This is a genomic window from Corynebacterium flavescens, assembly GCF_008693105.1.
GTDB lineage: Bacteria > Actinomycetota > Actinomycetes > Mycobacteriales > Mycobacteriaceae > Corynebacterium > Corynebacterium flavescens.
Genome location: NZ_VXKK01000042.1, coordinates 113,097 through 129,529, shown reverse-complemented (window position 1 = coordinate 129,529; position 16,433 = coordinate 113,097). Strand labels below are relative to the sequence as shown.

Sequence of the window (16,433 nt, the reverse complement as noted above, 5' to 3'; positions counted from 1 at the left end):
GCGCCTATGCCTCATCCTCGTCAGCGGCAATAATGGCCTTGGCGAGCTTGCGCAAGTGTTTGAGCTGCTTGGACGTGGACTCGTCGAGCGCTGCGTCCTCGGCCTCGGAGACGATGATGGCCAACTCGCCGTGGGCCTTGGCACCCTTCTTGGTGCAGGCGACAATCTGGCGGCGGCGGTCCTTGGGATCGCGCTCGCGCTTGGCCCAGCCGTGGCCCTCGATGGCGTCAATAAGGCGGACCATATCCGAGGCGTCGATGGCCAGGGTTTCCGAGAGCGCGGATTGGGAGGCGGCGTCCGCCTCGACCAGACAGGTTAAGACCCAGAACTCGCGCAGGGAGGTCTTGCGGGAGGCTAGCGCTGCCTCGACCTCGTCGCGCGTGCGGCGGCGCAGGCGCTCGAGCTGGAAGGAGGGGGATTGGAGAAGGGCGGTGGGTACCGCACTACCAGGTGTGGATGACATCCCACCATCATAATCTCAAATGATGGGTGCAATCCAATTAATCTACGTCGATGGCCAGGCCATCGGCACGCCAGGCCTGGGTCCCGCCCTCAACGTTGATGACATCCCAGCCCAAGGCGGCTTCTAGATACTGCCCGGCCTGGGCGCTGCGCCCGCCGGAGTGGCAGATGAGGTAGATGTCCTTACCCGGATCGATCTCTTTAAGGCGGTCCGTGAGCTCCCCTAGAGGGATATGGGTGGCGCCGCGGGCATGGCCCGCAGCCCACTCGTCATTTTCGCGGACATCAATAAGCTGCGCGCCGGCAGGCACATTCTTGGGGCTGATACTTTCCATGCCCGCAATGCTACCTGGCCGGCGCGCTTTATACGGTGGTGCCTACTACTTGTTGCGCTCGATGGCCTCGGCGAGAATCTTCTCAGCCTGGGCCTTGTTGCCCCAGCCGGAACCGGTGACTTCCTTGTTGGGCTCCAGGTCCTTGTAGTGGACGAAGAAGTGCTCGATCTCATCCTTGAGGTAGGACTCAACATCATCGATGTCCTGGTAGCGCTCCCAGCGCGGATCATCAACCACGCACAGCAGCTTGTCATCGCCGCCGGCCTCATCCGTCATCTTGAACACGCCCAGGATGCGCGCCTTGACGACGACGCCCGGGAAGACCGGCTCCGGCAGGATGACGAGAGCATCCAGCGGATCCCCGTCCTCACCCAAGGTGTTGTCGATGAAGCCATAGTCAGCCGGGTAGGCCATGGGGGTGAAAAGGTAGCGGTCCAAGAAGACCTTGCCGGTCTCGTGGTCGACCTCGTACTTGTTACGGGAGCCCTTGGGGATTTCGATGGTTACTTCAACGCTCACTGCGCATTCCTCCATAAGGAAGTGGGTTATCAATTGCTCCCAATAGTCTACCGTGTCGCCCAAGAGCGCTAGGGTTAAAGGCGATGAAAGCGAAGCAGATTTGGTGGACGTCCGCGGCGGTGCTGGTGACCGCGGCCGTCGCCGCCACGGTGGGCCTGGGAATAAGCGTTCAGCACACCTACGAGGACTTGGATCACGGCACGCCGTTTACTGAGACCGCGCCGGAAACCGCGCTGCAGAAGGCCGTCCCCGGCGAGGTGGACTTGGCCGCGCTCAAGGCTCGCCTGGACGAGCTCTCCACGGACGAGGCCCTAGCCACCTTTGGTGGCCAAGTCATCGATACCACCACCGGCGAGGTCATCTGGGACAAGAACGCTAGCACCCCGCTCGTTCCTGCCTCCTCCACCAAGCTGCTCACCATCGCCGCGGCGACTGCGGAGCTCGATGAATCGGAGCGGCTGCGCACCCAGGTGCTCAAGGGCGCCGAGGAAGGCAACGTCATCATCAAGGCTTCAGGGGACGTGTGGCTCGACGCGGAGCAGTTGGACGCGCTGGCGGAGCCCATCGGCCATGCTGAGTCCGTCTCCATCGATACCTCCGTGTGGAAGGGCCCCGCTGAGGGCAAAGGCTGGGACCCCGTCAACGTGGATGAGGGATACGTGGCCCCCATGGAGCCGGCGATGTACTACGGCGCACGCCTGGGACAGACCGAGGGCGATGTACCCCGCAGTCACGAGCCCGCACTGGATGTCGCGCGTCAGCTCGCCACGCGCCTGGGAACCGACAAAGTTGGGGTGGCGGTGGCGCCAGCCGGCGCGGCGGTCCTCTCGGAGGTGAACTCGCAGCCCCTATCCGTGCGCGCGCAGCACATGATCAAGCACTCCGATAACGTCGCTGCCGAGGCCATCGGGCGCGAAATGGCCCGCTCGCGCGGCGAGGAGACCAGCTTTAGCGGCACCGCCGCGGCGACCTTAGCCAGCCTGCAAGAACAGGGGTTTGATACCGCCGGCGTCGAGCTGAATGACGCCTCCGGTCTCTCCGTAGACAACCGCATCCCCCCGGCCCTTTTGGCTCAGATTGCCCAGCATGCCGTCACCCAGGACTCCTTGCGACCCATCCTGGATTATCTCCCCATCGCCGGGGGCGAAGGCTCGCTCTATGACCGCTATTCCGGCTCCGGGGCGCGCGGCTACGTCCGCGCCAAGACGGGTACGCTGACCGGCACCTCGGCGCTGGCCGGCACCGCGCAGGGAGAATCCGGGCGCGTCTACGCCTTCGCCTTCATGGTCAATGACGGGGACCTGCTTGCCGCCCGCCAGGCCCAGGACCGGCTCGCCGCAGCCTTGCACGATTTCTAAAGGAAGGCTCGTGATGGAAGCCTTCTGGCCGCGCCACTCGCCGCACTTCTTGGCCTGCCGGCAGGGCGTGCGCGCCGCAGACACTCCCCACCAGGTAGCGGTGGGGCTCTCCGGCGGGGCCGATTCCCTGGCACTCACCGCCGCGCTGGTGGCGGAGGGCCACGAAGTCACCGCGCTCTGCGTGGACCACGGGCTGCAGGAAGGCTCGGCTGCCCAGGCGCGCCGCGCCGCCGCCCAGGCCGAAAAACTGGGGGCTTATGCCCGCGTCCTCACCGTGCAGGTGGCAGAAGGGGAGTCGCTCGAGGCGGCAGCGCGGGTGGCCCGCTACCGCGCCCTGGCGCAGCACGCGCCCCTTATCGCCGTGGCTCACACCGCAGACGATCAAGCAGAAACCCTCCTGCTGGGCGTGCTGCGCGGCAAGGCCTCCGGCATGTCCCCGCGCGCCGAGATCGAGGGCGCGCACATCTTAAGGCCCCTGCTAAACGTGCGCCGCGCCGATACCCTCGGTGCCTGCGCCGAGCTGGGACTCGAGCCCTGGAGCGATCCCCAGAACTTTGACCAGGGCTTTCGCCGCGCCCGGCTGCGTCACGACATCCTCCCGCAGCTGAACGATATCGTGGGAGGAGACGTCGTTCCCGCCTTGGCCCAGGCAGCCGCAGATGTCGCGGCTGACGACGCCGCCTTGACCAGCGCCCCGCTTGGCCCGCGCCCGGACTGCGCCGAACTCGCGCGCCTGGCCGAGCCGGTGCGCCGGCGCGCCTTGGCTAGCTGGCTCGTAGCTCAGCACGTGAAGGTGACCCGGCAGGGGCTACGCGACATCGCCAAGCTATGCACCCAGTGGCACGGCCAGGGTGCCGTCGCCGTGGCGGCCGAACCCGGATTTGAGCCAAAGTCGGGGCAAAGGTTGGAAGTCACCCGGGTTGGTGGCAAACTAGCCCTATTGTCCGGACGCTAAAAGGAGCGCAAGCAAGTGCACAGCAACAAAGACTTCAACGTCCCCGCCAATCGCTATGGCAACGATGTCGAAGCCGTCCTCATCAACGAAGAGGATCTCCACAACCGCATCAAAGAGCTGGCGCAGTCAGTCTCGCAGCGCTATGCCGATGCCGAGGAAGAACTCATCCTCGTGTGCGTGCTCAAGGGCGCAGTATTCTTCCTCACCGACTTCGCCCGTGCGCTTAGCATTCCCTCCCAGCTGGAGTTCATGGCCGTATCCTCCTATGGCAATGCCACCTCATCTTCCGGGGTAGTGCGCATCCTCAAAGATTTGGACCGCGACATTGAGGACCGAGATGTCCTCATCGTCGAGGACATCATAGATTCCGGGCTTACCTTGTCCTGGCTCATCCGCAACCTTAAAGGCCGCAACCCGCGCTCCCTGGAGGTTGTTACCCTGCTGCGCAAGCCGGAGGTCATCAAGGCCGACATTGACTTGCTGCAGGTGGGTTTTGATATCCCCAATGAGTTCGTCATTGGCTACGGCCTCGACTACGCGGAGCACTACCGCGACCTGCCCTACGTGGGTACACTTCACCCCGATGTTTATAACAACCAATAAAGTCGCGCATTGATGAAAATTACGAGAAACAAGAACATTCTTCGCTACGGCGCGATTGCCGCGCTGGTCCTCATAGCGATCTACTCCTTCACCTTCTTCACCAACGATTCCCGCAGCTATATGCCGGTCGATACCTCGGTAGCCGTCCAGCAGCTGCAGGATAAGAACGTGGCGGAGGCGCAGATCGACGATCGCGAGCAGCAGGTCCGCCTCAAGCTCAAGAACCCGGTCAAGGTGGAAGAGCGCGAAGGCGTCGAAGAGGTAATTGCCAAGTACCCGGCACGTGCCGGCGAGCAGATCTTCAACGCCGTCAAGGATTCTGGTGCGGACAAGTACCAGACCAAGGTGACCCAAGAGTCCTTCTTTGGCTCCATGATTAGCTTCTTGCTGCCCATGCTCATCTTGTTCGCCTTCCTGTTCTGGTTCATGTCTCGTATGCAGCAAAACGGCGGCGGGATGTTCGGCATCGGCGGTTCCAAGGCCAAGGAACTGACCAAGGACATGCCCACCAACACCTTCGCCGATGTGGCGGGTGCGGATGAGGCCGTCGACGAGCTGCGTGAAATCAAGGACTTCCTGGACAACCCGGACCGCTACTACGCCCTAGGCGCCAAGATCCCGCGCGGCGTTCTGCTCTACGGCCCTCCCGGCACAGGCAAGACGCTGCTGGCGCGCGCCGTGGCCGGGGAGGCGGGCGTTCCCTTCTATTCCATCTCCGGCTCGGACTTCGTGGAGATGTTCGTCGGCGTGGGCGCCTCCCGCGTGCGCGACCTATTCAAGCAGGCCAAGGAGAATAGTCCCTGCATCATCTTCGTCGACGAGATCGACGCCGTGGGCCGCCAGCGCGGCTCCGGCACCGGCGGCGGGCACGATGAGCGCGAGCAGACCCTCAACCAGCTGCTCGTGGAGATGGACGGCTTCGGCGACCGCGAGGGCGTCATCCTCATCGCGGCGACCAACCGCCCCGACATCCTCGACCCGGCGCTGCTGCGCCCGGGCCGCTTCGACCGCCAGATCCCCGTGACCAACCCGGACCTGGCCGGCCGCGAGCAGATCCTGCGCGTCCACGCTAAGGACAAGCCGCTGGCCAAGGAAGTTGACGTGGCCCAGCTGGCCAAGCGCACCGCCGGCATGTCCGGCGCTGACCTGGCTAACGTGCTTAACGAGGCCGCGCTGCTCACCGCGCGCATCGGCGGCAACGTCATTACTTATGACGCCCTCGAGGAAGCCACCGACCGCGTCGTCGGCGGGCCGCGCCGTCAGGGCAAGATCATCTCCGAACACGAGAAGAAGGTCACCGCCTATCACGAGGGCGGGCACACGCTTGCCGCATGGGCGCTCAAGGACATCGAACGCGTGTACAAGGTCACCATCTTGGCCCGCGGGCGCACCGGCGGTCACGCCATGACCGCGCAAGAAGATGACAAGGGCATGTACACCCGCGACGAGCTCTTCGCGCGGCTGGTCTTTGCCATGGGCGGGCGCGCGGCCGAGGAGCTAGTCTTCGGCGCGCCCACCACCGGCGCCTCCTCCGATATTGAGAACGCCACCAAGATCGCGCGCTCCATGCTCACCGAGTACGGTTTCTCCCCGGATCTGGGCACCGTCAAGTATGGCAAGGAGCAGGGCGATCCCTTTGGCTACGGCATGGGCGGCGGCTCCATCGAGTACTCCGACGCGGTGGCCGCGCGCATCGACGATCAGCTGCGTTACCTGCTCGATCGCGCCCACCAGCAGGCCTATGACATCCTGGCGCAGCACCGCGACTACCTTGATAAGCTCGCGGACCTGCTCCTAGAGAAGGAAACGGTGCGCCGGCCGGACCTCGAGCGCATCTTCACCGGCATCGAGCCGCGCCCGGCTTTCGATGTCTTCCCCAACGAGGATGATCGCTTCCCCCGCCAGGCGGGGCGCGAGCCGGTCAAGACCCCGGTCGAGTTGGCCCAGGCGCGCGGCGAGGAAATCCCGAAGCGCATGACGCTTCTCGACGCCTCCCGTGCCGCCCGGGAACGCCGCCAAGCAGGCGAGGAAGCCAAGGGCCAGATTGGATTCAACTTTGGGCAGCATGCGGGCGACGTCGTGGACGAGTCTGTGGAAAGCACAGAGAGCTCAGCGGGCAAGCGGGCCCAGAAGGCTCAGAGAACGCTGAGAGCACAGAGGGTACCGCGAACGCCGAGGGCGCAGGGAATACCGCGCCTGAGCAGGAACCATCCGCGCAGCTGGCCGGGGGGCGGCACTCCAAGCCGAGCAATAACTGGGCTGTGCCCGGCGTGGAAGAGTCGAGCTCGAACCCTTATGCCTCCGGCCCCCACGCGGAAGAAGGAAAAGATGACAAGTAGCGAGATTCCGGCCATAGCGGCCTTCGATCAAGATAGAGCAGAGGCAGCAGTGCGTGAGCTGCTCTTGGCGGTAGGGGAGGACCCCGACCGCGAGGGCCTGCGGGAAACCCCCGCGCGGGTGGCTCGTTCCTACCGCGAGGTCTTTGCTGGGCTCCACGAGGATCCCACTGAGGTTTTGCACAAGACCTTTTCTGAGGAGCACCAAGAGCTCGTCCTCGTGCGCGATATTCCCATTTACTCCACCTGCGAGCACCACCTCGTTCCCTTCTTCGGTGTGGCACACATTGGCTATATTCCCGGCAAGGACGGTCGGGTGACCGGGCTATCCAAGCTCGCGCGCCTGGCGGATGTCTACGCCAAGCGCCCGCAGGTCCAAGAAAGGTTGACCCGTCAGGTCGCTGACGCTTTGGTGTCGGTGCTCGGCGCGCAGTCCGTCATCGTCGTCATCGAATGCGAGCACTTGTGCATGGCCATGCGCGGTATCCGCAAGCCGGGGGCTACGACCACGACGTCGGCAGTGCGCGGCGGGTTTAAGACCAATGCCGCCTCGCGTGCCGAGGTCTTAAGCCTTATCCGCAGTTAGACGCTGAACCCCGCCTCCCGGAGTCGGGCAAGGAGAATAGTCTCATGAGTATCGCCGATCTCACGGTGCAGGGCCGGACCCTGGTGATGGGAATCCTCAACGTCACTGAGGATTCCTTCTCCGATGGCGGACGCTTTATCGACGTAGAAGCAGCTCTTGCGCACGCCCGCGAGCTTGTGGCGCAGGGCGCAGACATGGTCGACGTCGGCGGCGAGTCCACTCGCCCCGGCGCCGTGCGCGTGTCCGCCGAAGAAGAGCTGCGCCGCGTGGTGCCAGTCATCGCGGCGCTGCATTCAGAGGGAATCCGCACCTCAGTGGACACTATGCGCGCCGAGGTGGCCGCGGAGGCGGCTAAGGTCGGCGTGGACATGATCAATGACGTCTCCGGAGGCCTCGCAGATCCGCAGATGTATGCCACGATGGCGGCCGCGGATATCCCGGTGTGCCTCATGCACTGGCGCACCGTCAAGTTTGGCTCGGCGGCCGGCAGCCATCACCCCGGCGATGTGGTTGCGGATGTCCACGCGGCGCTCGCCCAGCTCAGCGCCTCCGCGGTGCAGGCGGGGGTTCACCGCGAGAACATTGTTCTCGACCCGGGTCTGGGCTTTGCCAAGACACCGCAGGACAATTGGGCGCTGCTGCGGGCGCTGCCGGAGTTCATCGCGGGCGAGTTTCCCATCCTCGTCGGGGCCTCGCGCAAGCGCTTCCTCGCCGCCATCCGTGATGATCGCGGCCTTGAGTCGGGGCCCTTGTTGGCAGACGCGGCGACCAGCGCGGTCACCGCCATCGCCTCCCAGCTGGGGGCGTGGGGCGTGCGGGTCCACGAGGTGGCAGTCTCGCGCGATGCCGTCGACGTCGCCGCCGCCTGGAACGCCGGGGCGGCCTACCGCGGCGGGCGCAACGCTACGGGCATCTATACCAACGGCGCCAGGTAGCGCCCCGAAAGGAAATCACATGGCAGATCGCATCGAACTTAAAGGCCTGGAGTGCTTTGGCTACCACGGCGTCTTCGCCGAGGAGAAGCGCGCCGGCCAGCCCTTCATCGTCGACATCACCTGCTGGCTCGACTTCGCCCCCGGGGATGACCTAGCGCGCACCATCAACTACGCCGAGCTTGCCGACGTCGCCGCACACATCGTCGAAGGCCCCTCCCGCGACCTCATCGAGACCGTGGCCACCGAGGTGGCCCAGACCGCGATGGAGACCTTCCCGCTCCTCTACGCCATCGAGGTAACTGTGCACAAGCCGCAGGCTCCCATTCCCCGCACCTTCGGCGATGTGGCCGTAGTGGCAAGACGTTCCCGGAAAACGCAGCGGGGCAACTGATGCGCGCGGTACTGTCTATCGGATCCAACCTGGAGGACCGCGTGGCGCTCTTGGACAGCGTCTTCGCGGAGTTCGCGGACCAGATAGTTGCCTCCTCGCCTGTATATGCCACCCCGCCCTGGGGAGTAGAAGATCAGGAAGAGTTCCTCAACGCGGTGCTCGTGGTCGAGGTGCCCGAGACCCCGCTGCAGCTGTTGCGCCGCGGCCAGGCACTGGAGGCCGCCGCGCAGCGCGTGCGGCTGCGCCACTGGGGCCCGCGCACACTCGACGTCGATATCGTGCAGGTAGAAGGCGTAGAGTCCAACAATCCGGAGCTGACCTTGCCGCATCCCTTTGCTGAGAAACGCGCCTTCGTGCTCGTGCCCTGGCTGTCCGCTGACCCGCAGGCCAAGTTGGGAGAGCGCCCCGTATCCGCGCTCATCGCGGAACTGGATCCGGCCGAGGTCGCCGCGGTGCGCGAGCTGGGGAGAATGGAGGATCTGCGATGAATAGGACGTCGATTAGCGCGCTCGTAGGGGTCGCCGTATTCGTGACGGTGGCGTCGGCAATGCTCACCACCCGCTTCTACGGCTCCATGCTGGCGATACCTGCCACCGTATCCATCACCTTGTGGGTGATGGCGGTGGTCTGCGGCGTGCTCGCGCGCAAAGTCTCCCAGGCCCGCAAGGAAGACGCCCACGGCATCGGGCTCGACAGCTCCCAGCTCAACCCCCTCACCGTCGCGCAATTCCTGCTGGTGGGCAAGGCTTCCGCGTGGACGGGAACCATCGTCGGCGCGGCATACCTCGGCGTGGCCATCTACGTCGTACCTCGCGCAGGGGAGCTGCTCGCCGCGCAAGCCGACCTCGTCGGCGTGATCACCTCCGCCCTCGGCGGGGCCGCGATGGCGGTGGCCGGAATCGTACTGGAGCGCCAATGCGAGGTGAGCCCGCCTGCCGACGGCGCCTCCGCCCTCGGCGGTGCCTAAGCGCGCAACGCCGTGCCTAATAAACGTTGAATACTGAGTTGGGCGCGGTAAATTAGGGGGCATGACTGCGCGGAGCCCACAAGATAGCAACTCATCCAAGCCGGACGCCGGCTCAATCGGCCTGATTGTCCTAGTGGTGTTGGCCGGCCTGGCCAGCATCGTCATGCTGGTGTCCGGTTCCTCTGCCGCGCTGAAACTCGCACTCGTCGCCGCCTTGTGGGCAGCGGTGCTCGGCTTCTTCCTCGTGGTGCGCTATCGCCGTCAGGCGCAGGAATCTGTGACCAAGCTCGAATTGCAAGAGCGCGCGCACCGCGCGGAGCTCGATGCCGCCGCCGCCCACGCCGACTCCTCCGCGCTCGCCGCCCGAGACGACCGCGGCCAAGCCGACCTCGACATTCTGGAAGAAATCCGCAGCGAGCTCGCCTCTATCCGCGCTCAGATCGAGGATCTCACCGGCCGCGACCTGACCTATGAGCCAGCTGCCCTCCACGCCGAGGCGCGGCGCATCCTCGAGCTCGAAGCCCAAGCCAAGGCGGCCAGCGAGCGCGAATACTCCCAAGAATCCTACGGCGCGCCCTCCGAGGCGGCCATCTCCGGGCTCCTCGGCAACGCGGCACACTCTGCTTCTGCCGAGGCTAACCCGCTCAGTGACATCATCAGCGAGAAGATCCGCGAGCATCAATCCGCGCCCCGCCAGTCTGCGCGCGCTGCCGCCTCGCCGGCGCCGGAACCCGCCGCTGAGCCTTTTGTCGAGCCTTTTGTCGAGCCGGTTGCAGAGCCCACCGCGGAGCCTATTGCTAAGCCGGTTGCTAAGCCGGTTGCTAAGCCGGTTGCGGAGACTGTAGCTGAGCCGGTCGCTGAGCCGGTCGCTGAGCCGCTAGCCGGGCGTTTCGCCCAAACGGAACCGGTCGCGGAACCAGAAGCCGTAGAGCCAGAGCCTGTCGCCGAGCCCGCTCCCGAAGATGGTGCGAAGCCCGCTGCAGCAAAGACCTCGGATAAGACTGCAGATAGGTCTGCAGCGAAGTCCGCGGCGAAGTCTGCAGAGCGCCCGAGCTTCGACACCAATTCCTTCCAGGCCGTGCGCTGGGCCGCCGAAGCAGACGAGACCACGCAATTTGCCGCGAAGGATACTCACGTCCACGAGGCTCGGCACTGGAACACCGAGACCCAGAAAACCGCAGAGTCCGCAGAGCCGCGCGGGCGTCGCCGCAGTGACCAGCGCCGCGACGGCTCCGTGACAGTCGCGGAGCTCATGGCCGAGATGAAAAAGAAAGGCAAGTAGACATGCAGGCCCCGCGCATGCGAGTGGCCCACCTCGGAGACTCCTCCGCGGGGCGCGAGCTGGTGGAGGGGATGATGGGGGCGGGGCACGACGTCGTCAAGCTGGAGGATCCCGGCGACCTCCGCGAGTTCCAAGCCCTTGTTGTCGGCGTTGGAGACGCGCGCCTTGAGGCCACCGTCGAGATGCTGGAGAGCTTCGTCTTCGACGGACTCATCGTCATTCATACGTGCCTTTCGCGCGGCGTGCAGGTCCTCGACCCGCTCGAGGCGCACGGCGTTGTCGCTGTTGCGGCTGCCCCCTTCGCGCAGAAGCGCTGGGCGATAAGCGCGCTCGATGAGCTCGGTGAGACCATCGCGAGCCTCATCGTGGGCGAAATGGGTGCTACGACCGTCGAGTACCGCGATACCGAGCGGCCGGGGTTGGCGGCGCGGGTCTACTACGCCCGCATGCTGCGGCGCCTGGCCCGACACGCGGATCTTTTTGAGGACGAGCCGCCGGAACTGCTTGGCAATGTCGACAGCGAAGAGATCGTCGCGGCCTTCTACGCCATCGAGGAGCCGGGCCTGCGGCGCAGCTACTTGGAGAGCGCCCGCCGCCTAGGCGAGGTCGAATTGCGCGAAGAACTAGAGTTGTGGGCCCTGCAGGAGGAGAACAAATGACGGAAATTGTCACAGACTTTGAGCGCATCCGCATGGTCGGCAGCGCCTACCGCAAGACCGGGCGGCCGGTGGCGCTCGTGCCGCTGGGGCGAGGTGTGCATGCCGGGCACATTGCGCTGGTGCGAGCCGCCGCCCGCCGCCGTGGCGCCGTGGTTGTTGCCGCGGTGGAGGAGGGCGTCGATGCCGCTGCGCTGGAGGGGGTGGACTACCTGTGGTTTTACCGCGACCTGTGGCCGAAGGGGCAGCGCACCCAGGTGGTCCCGCTCGACCATGGCCTCGAGTCGGTGGCGGACCTCGCCCCGGAGCTCGCGCGCATTCTGGCGCTCATCGGTGCGCTCGGTCCGAGCGAGGTCTTCGTGGGCGAGAAGGACTACGAGTTGCTCGTGGCGTTGGGGCAGGCCATCAACGACCTGCACCTGGGCGTGCGTGTGCGTGGTGTGCCCGTGGTGCGCATGCCGGACGGGGTGGCGGTGAGTCTGCGCAACGCGGAGGTACCTGCGACCGAGCGTGAGCGCGCCGGCGCTTTGTCGGCTGCCCTGACCGCGGGGGCATACGCCGCGGAAGACGGGGCGCAGGCCGTGCTTTCCGTCGCGCGCCAGGTGCTCGACGCCGCCGGGGTGACACCGGAGTACCTCGCCTTGCGTGGACGCGACCTTGGCCCGGCCCCCGAGGTTGGTGATGCGCGGCTGCTGGTCGCCGCGACCATCGGTGGGGTGCGCCTCATCGACAATGTTGGCGTTCCCATCGGCATTGGGTTCCGCAACATCGACAACGGATAACGCCCTCGCGGCCGCCTGGCGCGCAGGTAAGGTGTGGAGAATGAAAATCGGAATCTTAGGAGCCGGCGCGATCGGCGGGTACTTTGGCGGAATTCTTCAGCAAGCGGGGCATGACGTGGCATTCGTGGCACGCGGCGAGAGCCTAGAGACGTTGCGCACCACGGGGCTCACGCTTATCGACTCCGCCGGCGCCACCGTCCTCAACGTGACCGCAACCGCCAGTTTTGCCGAGGCACGCGAGGCTCTCGGCGGGCTGGACGTTGCGATTATTGCTTCGAAGGCGCTGCCGGACAATGATACTTTCGGCAGCGAGGAAGATCGCGCGCAACTGCAGGGCGTGCCCGTGGTGACGACGCACAACTCGGTGGAGATTCCCTACCTTGCCGCGGATGTATTCGGGGCAGACAACGTCTTGGCTGGGGTCGCGCGCGTCTACGCCACCCGCCTGGGGCCGGCGCGAGTGAAGCGCAATCCGGGCCCGCTGAGTCTGGCCTTTGGGCTGTTGCCGCAGGCTGAGCACGCTGAGGGGACCCTTCGGACGGGCGAGCAGCTCGTCGAGGCGCTGCGGGCGGGCGGCGCGCACAGCGCCTTGGAGGACGATGCACTGGCCGATATTTGGGCCAAGGCCATGTTTGTTACCACGACGGGCGCGCTCGGCGCGTTGGTAGACGAGCCGATTGGTTATCTGCGCACCGCGATCCGCGGGCAACTTAAAGCCTTCATGCGCGAGGTCGAGTCCGTCGCCCGGGCGCTCGGCGTCAACCTGGCAGAGACGGTGGTCGAGGACACGCTGGGTTTTGTGGATCAGCAATATGCCGAGGCCACCTCGTCCATGCAGCGCGACATCACGGCCGGGCTTCCCAGCGAGCTCGACGCGCAGGTGGGAGCCATCCGCCGCATGGGCAAGCGCGCAGGGGTAGCCACCCCTCTCTTCGACTTTGCGCAGGAGGTCTTGGAGGCTCGTTAGCCCCAGGGCGGAATCCAGGTCACGCGGCCTTCTTGGCGCACGAGCCGGCCGCGCCGCGGCGGTGCGTTGGGGTCATCGTCGTTGATGGAGTTGTGATAACTGCAGCACACCGCGAGATTGTCGGCGTTGGTGTTGCCCCCGTGATGCCAGGCGCGCAGGTGATGTATCTGCGCCGTGTCTGCGGGATGGTTGCACCCGGGCCAGGCGCAGGTGGGGTTCTGCGCGCTGGCCATGATTCGCTGCTTGGCGCTGGCGAGGCGCTGCGTGCGGTAGAGATTGACCGGCCCGGATACGGGGTGCACCAGCGTGGCGTAGCCGTGCTCGCTCAGCGTCCGTTGCAGCAGCTGCGCCCCGGTCAGCGTGGCGCCGTTGGTCATGCGGAGGGTCACTTCTTCGCCGTCGCCGTCTAAGATGCGGTCAAGCGCGTCGAGCGTGACAATGACGTTGGTGGTCACCCGCGCCCGCCCTGCACCATGGCGAATAAGCTTGTCGACGCCCTCCACACCCGAGCCCACCGCCGCATATACATCCGCCAAGAGCGAAGATTCGCCGGTGATGCTCAGTGTCCAGTCGCCGTCGCGCCGCCTGGTAAGGCGCACCCCGCGCTGCGGGGGCCGCCGCGCGGGGACTAAAGAGCGTGCCAGAGTTTGGATTTGTGGGGTATCTCCTGCGGCGGTGCACAGGCGCTCGCGCAGCGCCCAGGCCTCGCGCTGAGAGCCGGCACGGGCGGCGTAACGCTCGATGAGTTTGAGCGTGGGCAGCGAGTGCGCCGTAGCGCGGGCGGCACGCTGACGTGCGCTAAACGCGGTGGGCCCGAAGTAGACCTGGGCCAGATGGAAAAGCTCGCGTGCCTCGCTGGCCGGCAGCCCGAGGGCGCGGAGTTCGGTTTCAGACAGGCCGAAGGCCTCGCCGAGGAGGTCCATCGGCGAGGCCAGCTGTGCGGCGTAGGTCTGCAACATGGGCCTAAGCCTAAGGCGCGGGGGCCACAGCGCGCGAGGGCTTAAAGCGCAGCCTGTGGATAACTACGTGGCGGTGTCAACTACTCGACGCCGATGTTGCCATCTTTCTTCCACGCGACCACGACGGCCGGACGTGGGGTGGAGTTGCCGCCGTCGGGCCAGTGCGAAGTGGGGGCTTCGAAGGTGGCGTCGTCAGCCTCGCCGGGGTGCTGGACGTTGACCATGACGCGCTCATCGGTGACGATGGGCCCGCAGGTCTCGGCGCTGGCGGGGACCGTTAGGAAGCATTTGAGCTCGCCGCGGGTGTCTCCCTCGGTGGTGACGGCATAGAGGCCGTCGTTGGAGTCGAGGGCGTTGCCGTCGGTGGAGATCCACATGTTGCCGTGGTTATCAAAGGCCAGGTTATCGGGGCAGGAAATCGGCGAGACCTTGGTCTTGTCGAAGCCGCCGAAGTAGGTGTTGGCCTCGTTGGGGTCGCCGCAGACGAGGAAGAGGTTCCAGGTGAACTTCTCGCCGGCGTGATCGTCCTCGATCTCCATGACGAGGCCGTTCTTGTTTTCCTTGATGGGTGCCCACTCGCGGGCGTCTTCCTTGTTCTTCTTGGCGTTCTCGCCGGTGGCTCCGCGGTAGGAGTTGTTGGTCAAGGCGACGTAGACCTTGGCGGTCTTCGGGTGGACCTGCATGTCCTCGGGGCGGTCCATCTTGGTTGCGCCCACCTTGTCGGCGGCCTCGCGGGTGAAGACGGCGACCTCCTCGGCGCTGAAGCCATCGACGTGAGACTCGAACTTGTTGTTCTCCGTATCGGAGGTGAGCAGCTTGACCCACGTGCCGGTGCCGTCGAAGGCTCCGTCCTCCGGCAGGACACCGGAGCCGTCAATCTCATCCTGGGGCGAGTTGCCCTCGGCCACGGCTACGTAGAGGGTGCCGTTGTCCAAGATGGTCTGGTTGTGCTTGAGGTTGCCTTCCTCGAACTTCTTGGTGGAGACGAACTTGTAGATGTACTCGAAGCGTGAGTCATCTCCGGAGTAGCAGACCACGGTGCCATCAGAGGTGATGTGGATGTTGCCGGCCTCGTGCTTGAAGCGTCCCAGCGCGGTGTGCTTGATGGGCGTGGAGGTGGGGTCGAGCGGGTCGATTTCAACGATCCAGCCGAAGCGGTTGGGCTCGTTGGGCTCCTGGGCCACGTCGAAGCGCTTGTCAAAGCGCTCCCACTTGCGCTCGGTCTCGGGTTCCTTGATGCCGAAGCGCGCAAGGGACTTCTTGGCACGCTCGTCGACGTTGTCCCCGGCGGCGAAGTACTGGTCAAAGTTCTCCTCGCCGGAGAGCATGGTGTTCCACGGGGTGATGCCGCCGGAGCAGTTGTTCAAGGTGCCCAGCACGCGCTCGCCCTGCGGGTCAGCGCTGGTCTTGACCAGGTCGCTGCCCTTGGCCGGCCCGACGAGGACGAAGGGGGTGGTGGCGGTGATGCGGCGGTTGAGGGGGCCGAACTCGCGCTTCAGCTCGCCCGTCTTGCCTACCTTGGAGACCTCGACGATGGAGTGGCCGTGGCCGGCCCAGCCAATCTTGGCCTGCTCCTCGGTGGGGTTGTCGGGATCGTAGTTGGGGAACATCATCGGCTCGGTGGTGTACTCGTGGGAGCACATGTAGACCATGCGGTTGTCATCATCCGGGTGATCGATGAGTCCGGCGAAGTCATTGTTGAAGCCGAATTGCTTCTCGGCGGCAGCGGCGGTCTGGTTCTTGTCGTCGAACTCGGGGGCGCCTTCGATGATGGGGTCTCCCCAGGCGATGAGCACGGACTGCGCGTAGCCGGCGGGGAGGACGACCTCGTCCTTGGTATTGGGGGCGACGGGCTCGAACTTCATGCCCTCCGCAGAGGTCAGCTCGATCGTGGGCTCGGTGGTTCCCGGTGCGGAGGATCCCGCAGCCTGGGAGGAGGCATCCTCGGAGGAGGAACAGGCGGCTAGTGCGCTGGCGCCGCCCACGGCGAAAACGGTGAGGCCTCCGGCGCGCAGTGCGGTGCGGCGAGAGAATTGGTCGCCGAAGTAGGCGTTGTCAGAGGTGTTTTCGCACTCGCCGAAGCAAGCGTTTCCGCATTTGTAGGTACAGGTAAGGCTGGATCGAGAAGAGGTGAACATTTTACTCAACAGGTTGCGGCCTTGAAGTGCCATAGACAATGTGCTCCATGTGTAGTTGAAAAGACGAGATCACGCCGCAGGGGAGAGAATTCGGCGTGATCGGGACGCAACTATTTAAGATTCGCCACATTTCCCCGCCGTTGCACCCACGTGGCGTGGAGATGAATAGACGGTGAAAGAATGGCTTCGCCAAGCGCGGGCA

17 protein-coding genes are annotated in these 16,433 nt (G+C 65.3%); 12 read left to right on the top strand and 5 right to left on the bottom strand.

From position 1 onward, the window contains the following. Nucleotides 1-4 precede the first annotated feature (4 nt). The 3 genes from F4V60_RS10805 to F4V60_RS10795 are packed head-to-tail and all read right to left on the bottom strand — an operon-like array spanning nt 5 to nt 1,316. Entirely contained in the window at nt 5-463 is a 459-nt protein-coding gene (locus tag F4V60_RS10805) for a MarR family winged helix-turn-helix transcriptional regulator (protein ID WP_075730583.1), read from the bottom strand. 37 nt (nt 464-500) lie between these two features. Next, nucleotides 501-797: a rhodanese-like domain-containing protein gene (locus F4V60_RS10800; protein WP_075730582.1), complete on the bottom strand. Its 297-nt coding sequence runs from the start codon at nt 795-797 to the stop codon at nt 501-503. Nucleotides 798-842: 45 nt separating this feature from the next. Then, nucleotides 843-1,316 (bottom strand): inorganic diphosphatase, encoded by a 474-nt coding sequence (locus tag F4V60_RS10795; protein ID WP_075730581.1) that lies wholly within the window; start codon nt 1,314-1,316, stop codon nt 843-845. Between the two features lie 83 nt (nt 1,317-1,399). Here F4V60_RS10795 and dacB point away from each other — a divergent pair, with 83 nt between their 5' ends. The 12 genes from dacB to F4V60_RS10735 all read left to right on the top strand — a co-directional run bounded on the left by dacB (nt 1,400) and on the right by F4V60_RS10735 (nt 13,134). Continuing rightward, complete coding sequence (gene dacB, locus F4V60_RS10790) at nt 1,400-2,674, top strand: D-alanyl-D-alanine carboxypeptidase/D-alanyl-D-alanine endopeptidase (RefSeq protein WP_075730580.1); 1,275 nt, start codon at nt 1,400-1,402, stop codon at nt 2,672-2,674. A gap of 13 nt (nt 2,675-2,687) precedes the next feature. Continuing rightward, on the top strand, nt 2,688-3,629 hold the full coding sequence (gene tilS, locus F4V60_RS10785; protein WP_075730579.1) for a tRNA lysidine(34) synthetase TilS: 942 nt from the start codon (nt 2,688-2,690) through the stop codon (nt 3,627-3,629). 15 nt (nt 3,630-3,644) lie between these two features. Next, nucleotides 3,645-4,232, top strand: a complete 588-nt coding sequence (gene hpt, locus F4V60_RS10780) for a hypoxanthine phosphoribosyltransferase (RefSeq protein WP_075730578.1) — start codon at nt 3,645-3,647, stop codon at nt 4,230-4,232. A 12-nt stretch (nt 4,233-4,244) separates the two neighbouring features. Beyond that, entirely contained in the window at nt 4,245-7,154 is a 2,910-nt protein-coding gene (ftsH, locus tag F4V60_RS10775) for an ATP-dependent zinc metalloprotease FtsH (RefSeq protein WP_075730577.1), read from the top strand. A gap of 44 nt (nt 7,155-7,198) precedes the next feature. After that, on the top strand, nt 7,199-8,089 hold the full coding sequence (gene folP / locus F4V60_RS10770) for a dihydropteroate synthase (RefSeq protein ID WP_075730576.1): 891 nt from the start codon (nt 7,199-7,201) through the stop codon (nt 8,087-8,089). Between the two features lie 19 nt (nt 8,090-8,108). Next, nucleotides 8,109-8,480 carry a dihydroneopterin aldolase gene (folB, locus tag F4V60_RS10765; protein ID WP_075730575.1) on the top strand — a complete coding sequence of 124 codons (372 nt, stop codon included), beginning with the start codon at nt 8,109-8,111 and terminating at the stop codon, nt 8,478-8,480. Beyond that, nucleotides 8,480-8,968 carry a 2-amino-4-hydroxy-6-hydroxymethyldihydropteridine diphosphokinase gene (folK, locus tag F4V60_RS10760; protein WP_075730574.1) on the top strand — a complete coding sequence of 163 codons (489 nt, stop codon included), beginning with the start codon at nt 8,480-8,482 and terminating at the stop codon, nt 8,966-8,968. The genes folB and folK overlap by 1 nt, the downstream gene beginning before the upstream one ends. Further along, nucleotides 8,965-9,447 (top strand): DUF3180 domain-containing protein, encoded by a 483-nt coding sequence (locus F4V60_RS10755; protein WP_075730573.1) that lies wholly within the window; start codon nt 8,965-8,967, stop codon nt 9,445-9,447. Before folK ends, F4V60_RS10755 begins: the two co-directional genes overlap by 4 nt. Before the next feature lie 61 nt (nt 9,448-9,508). Beyond that, nucleotides 9,509-10,729 carry a DUF6779 domain-containing protein gene (locus tag F4V60_RS10750; protein WP_075730572.1) on the top strand — a complete coding sequence of 407 codons (1,221 nt, stop codon included), beginning with the start codon at nt 9,509-9,511 and terminating at the stop codon, nt 10,727-10,729. A 2-nt stretch (nt 10,730-10,731) separates the two neighbouring features. After that, a complete protein-coding gene (locus F4V60_RS10745) occupies nt 10,732-11,388 on the top strand; it encodes a 6PGD fold domain-containing protein (RefSeq protein ID WP_174775513.1) in 657 nt (218 codons plus the stop codon). Beyond that, nucleotides 11,385-12,167 carry a pantoate--beta-alanine ligase gene (locus F4V60_RS10740; RefSeq protein ID WP_075730571.1) on the top strand — a complete coding sequence of 261 codons (783 nt, stop codon included), beginning with the start codon at nt 11,385-11,387 and terminating at the stop codon, nt 12,165-12,167. Before F4V60_RS10745 ends, F4V60_RS10740 begins: the two co-directional genes overlap by 4 nt. Before the next feature lie 40 nt (nt 12,168-12,207). Next, the gene (locus F4V60_RS10735) at nt 12,208-13,134 is read left to right on the top strand and encodes a 2-dehydropantoate 2-reductase (protein ID WP_075730570.1); all 927 of its coding nucleotides are present in this window, start codon (nt 12,208-12,210) and stop codon (nt 13,132-13,134) included. Here the strand turns inward: F4V60_RS10735 and F4V60_RS10730 are convergent. Next, nucleotides 13,131-14,093, bottom strand: a complete 963-nt coding sequence (locus F4V60_RS10730; protein ID WP_075730569.1) for an HNH endonuclease signature motif containing protein — start codon at nt 14,091-14,093, stop codon at nt 13,131-13,133. The genes F4V60_RS10735 and F4V60_RS10730 overlap by 4 nt on opposite strands. An 80-nt stretch (nt 14,094-14,173) precedes the next feature. Continuing rightward, complete coding sequence (locus F4V60_RS10725) at nt 14,174-16,264, bottom strand: PhoX family protein (RefSeq protein WP_075730568.1); 2,091 nt, start codon at nt 16,262-16,264, stop codon at nt 14,174-14,176. Between the last annotated feature and the right edge of the window lie 169 nt (nt 16,265-16,433).

What these genes read in the sequence shown, in the direction of transcription:
- F4V60_RS10805 (WP_075730583.1), bottom strand. Translation starts at nt 463, where the DNA reads ATGTCATCCACACCTGGTAGTGCGGTACCCACCGCCCTTCTCCAATCC.
- F4V60_RS10800 (WP_075730582.1), bottom strand. Translation starts at nt 797, where the DNA reads ATGGAAAGTATCAGCCCCAAGAATGTGCCTGCCGGCGCGCAGCTTATT.
- dacB (WP_075730580.1), top strand. Translation starts at nt 1,400, where the DNA reads ATGAAAGCGAAGCAGATTTGGTGGACGTCCGCGGCGGTGCTGGTGACC.
- tilS (WP_075730579.1), top strand. Translation starts at nt 2,688, where the DNA reads ATGGAAGCCTTCTGGCCGCGCCACTCGCCGCACTTCTTGGCCTGCCGG.
- ftsH (WP_075730577.1), top strand. Translation starts at nt 4,245, where the DNA reads ATGAAAATTACGAGAAACAAGAACATTCTTCGCTACGGCGCGATTGCC.
- folP (WP_075730576.1), top strand. Translation starts at nt 7,199, where the DNA reads ATGAGTATCGCCGATCTCACGGTGCAGGGCCGGACCCTGGTGATGGGA.
- folB (WP_075730575.1), top strand. Translation starts at nt 8,109, where the DNA reads ATGGCAGATCGCATCGAACTTAAAGGCCTGGAGTGCTTTGGCTACCAC.
- folK (WP_075730574.1), top strand. Translation starts at nt 8,480, where the DNA reads ATGCGCGCGGTACTGTCTATCGGATCCAACCTGGAGGACCGCGTGGCG.
- F4V60_RS10755 (WP_075730573.1), top strand. Translation starts at nt 8,965, where the DNA reads ATGAATAGGACGTCGATTAGCGCGCTCGTAGGGGTCGCCGTATTCGTG.
- F4V60_RS10750 (WP_075730572.1), top strand. Translation starts at nt 9,509, where the DNA reads ATGACTGCGCGGAGCCCACAAGATAGCAACTCATCCAAGCCGGACGCC.
- F4V60_RS10745 (WP_174775513.1), top strand. Translation starts at nt 10,732, where the DNA reads ATGCAGGCCCCGCGCATGCGAGTGGCCCACCTCGGAGACTCCTCCGCG.
- F4V60_RS10740 (WP_075730571.1), top strand. Translation starts at nt 11,385, where the DNA reads ATGACGGAAATTGTCACAGACTTTGAGCGCATCCGCATGGTCGGCAGC.
- F4V60_RS10735 (WP_075730570.1), top strand. Translation starts at nt 12,208, where the DNA reads ATGAAAATCGGAATCTTAGGAGCCGGCGCGATCGGCGGGTACTTTGGC.
- F4V60_RS10730 (WP_075730569.1), bottom strand. Translation starts at nt 14,093, where the DNA reads ATGTTGCAGACCTACGCCGCACAGCTGGCCTCGCCGATGGACCTCCTC.
- F4V60_RS10725 (WP_075730568.1), bottom strand. Translation starts at nt 16,264, where the DNA reads ATGGCACTTCAAGGCCGCAACCTGTTGAGTAAAATGTTCACCTCTTCT.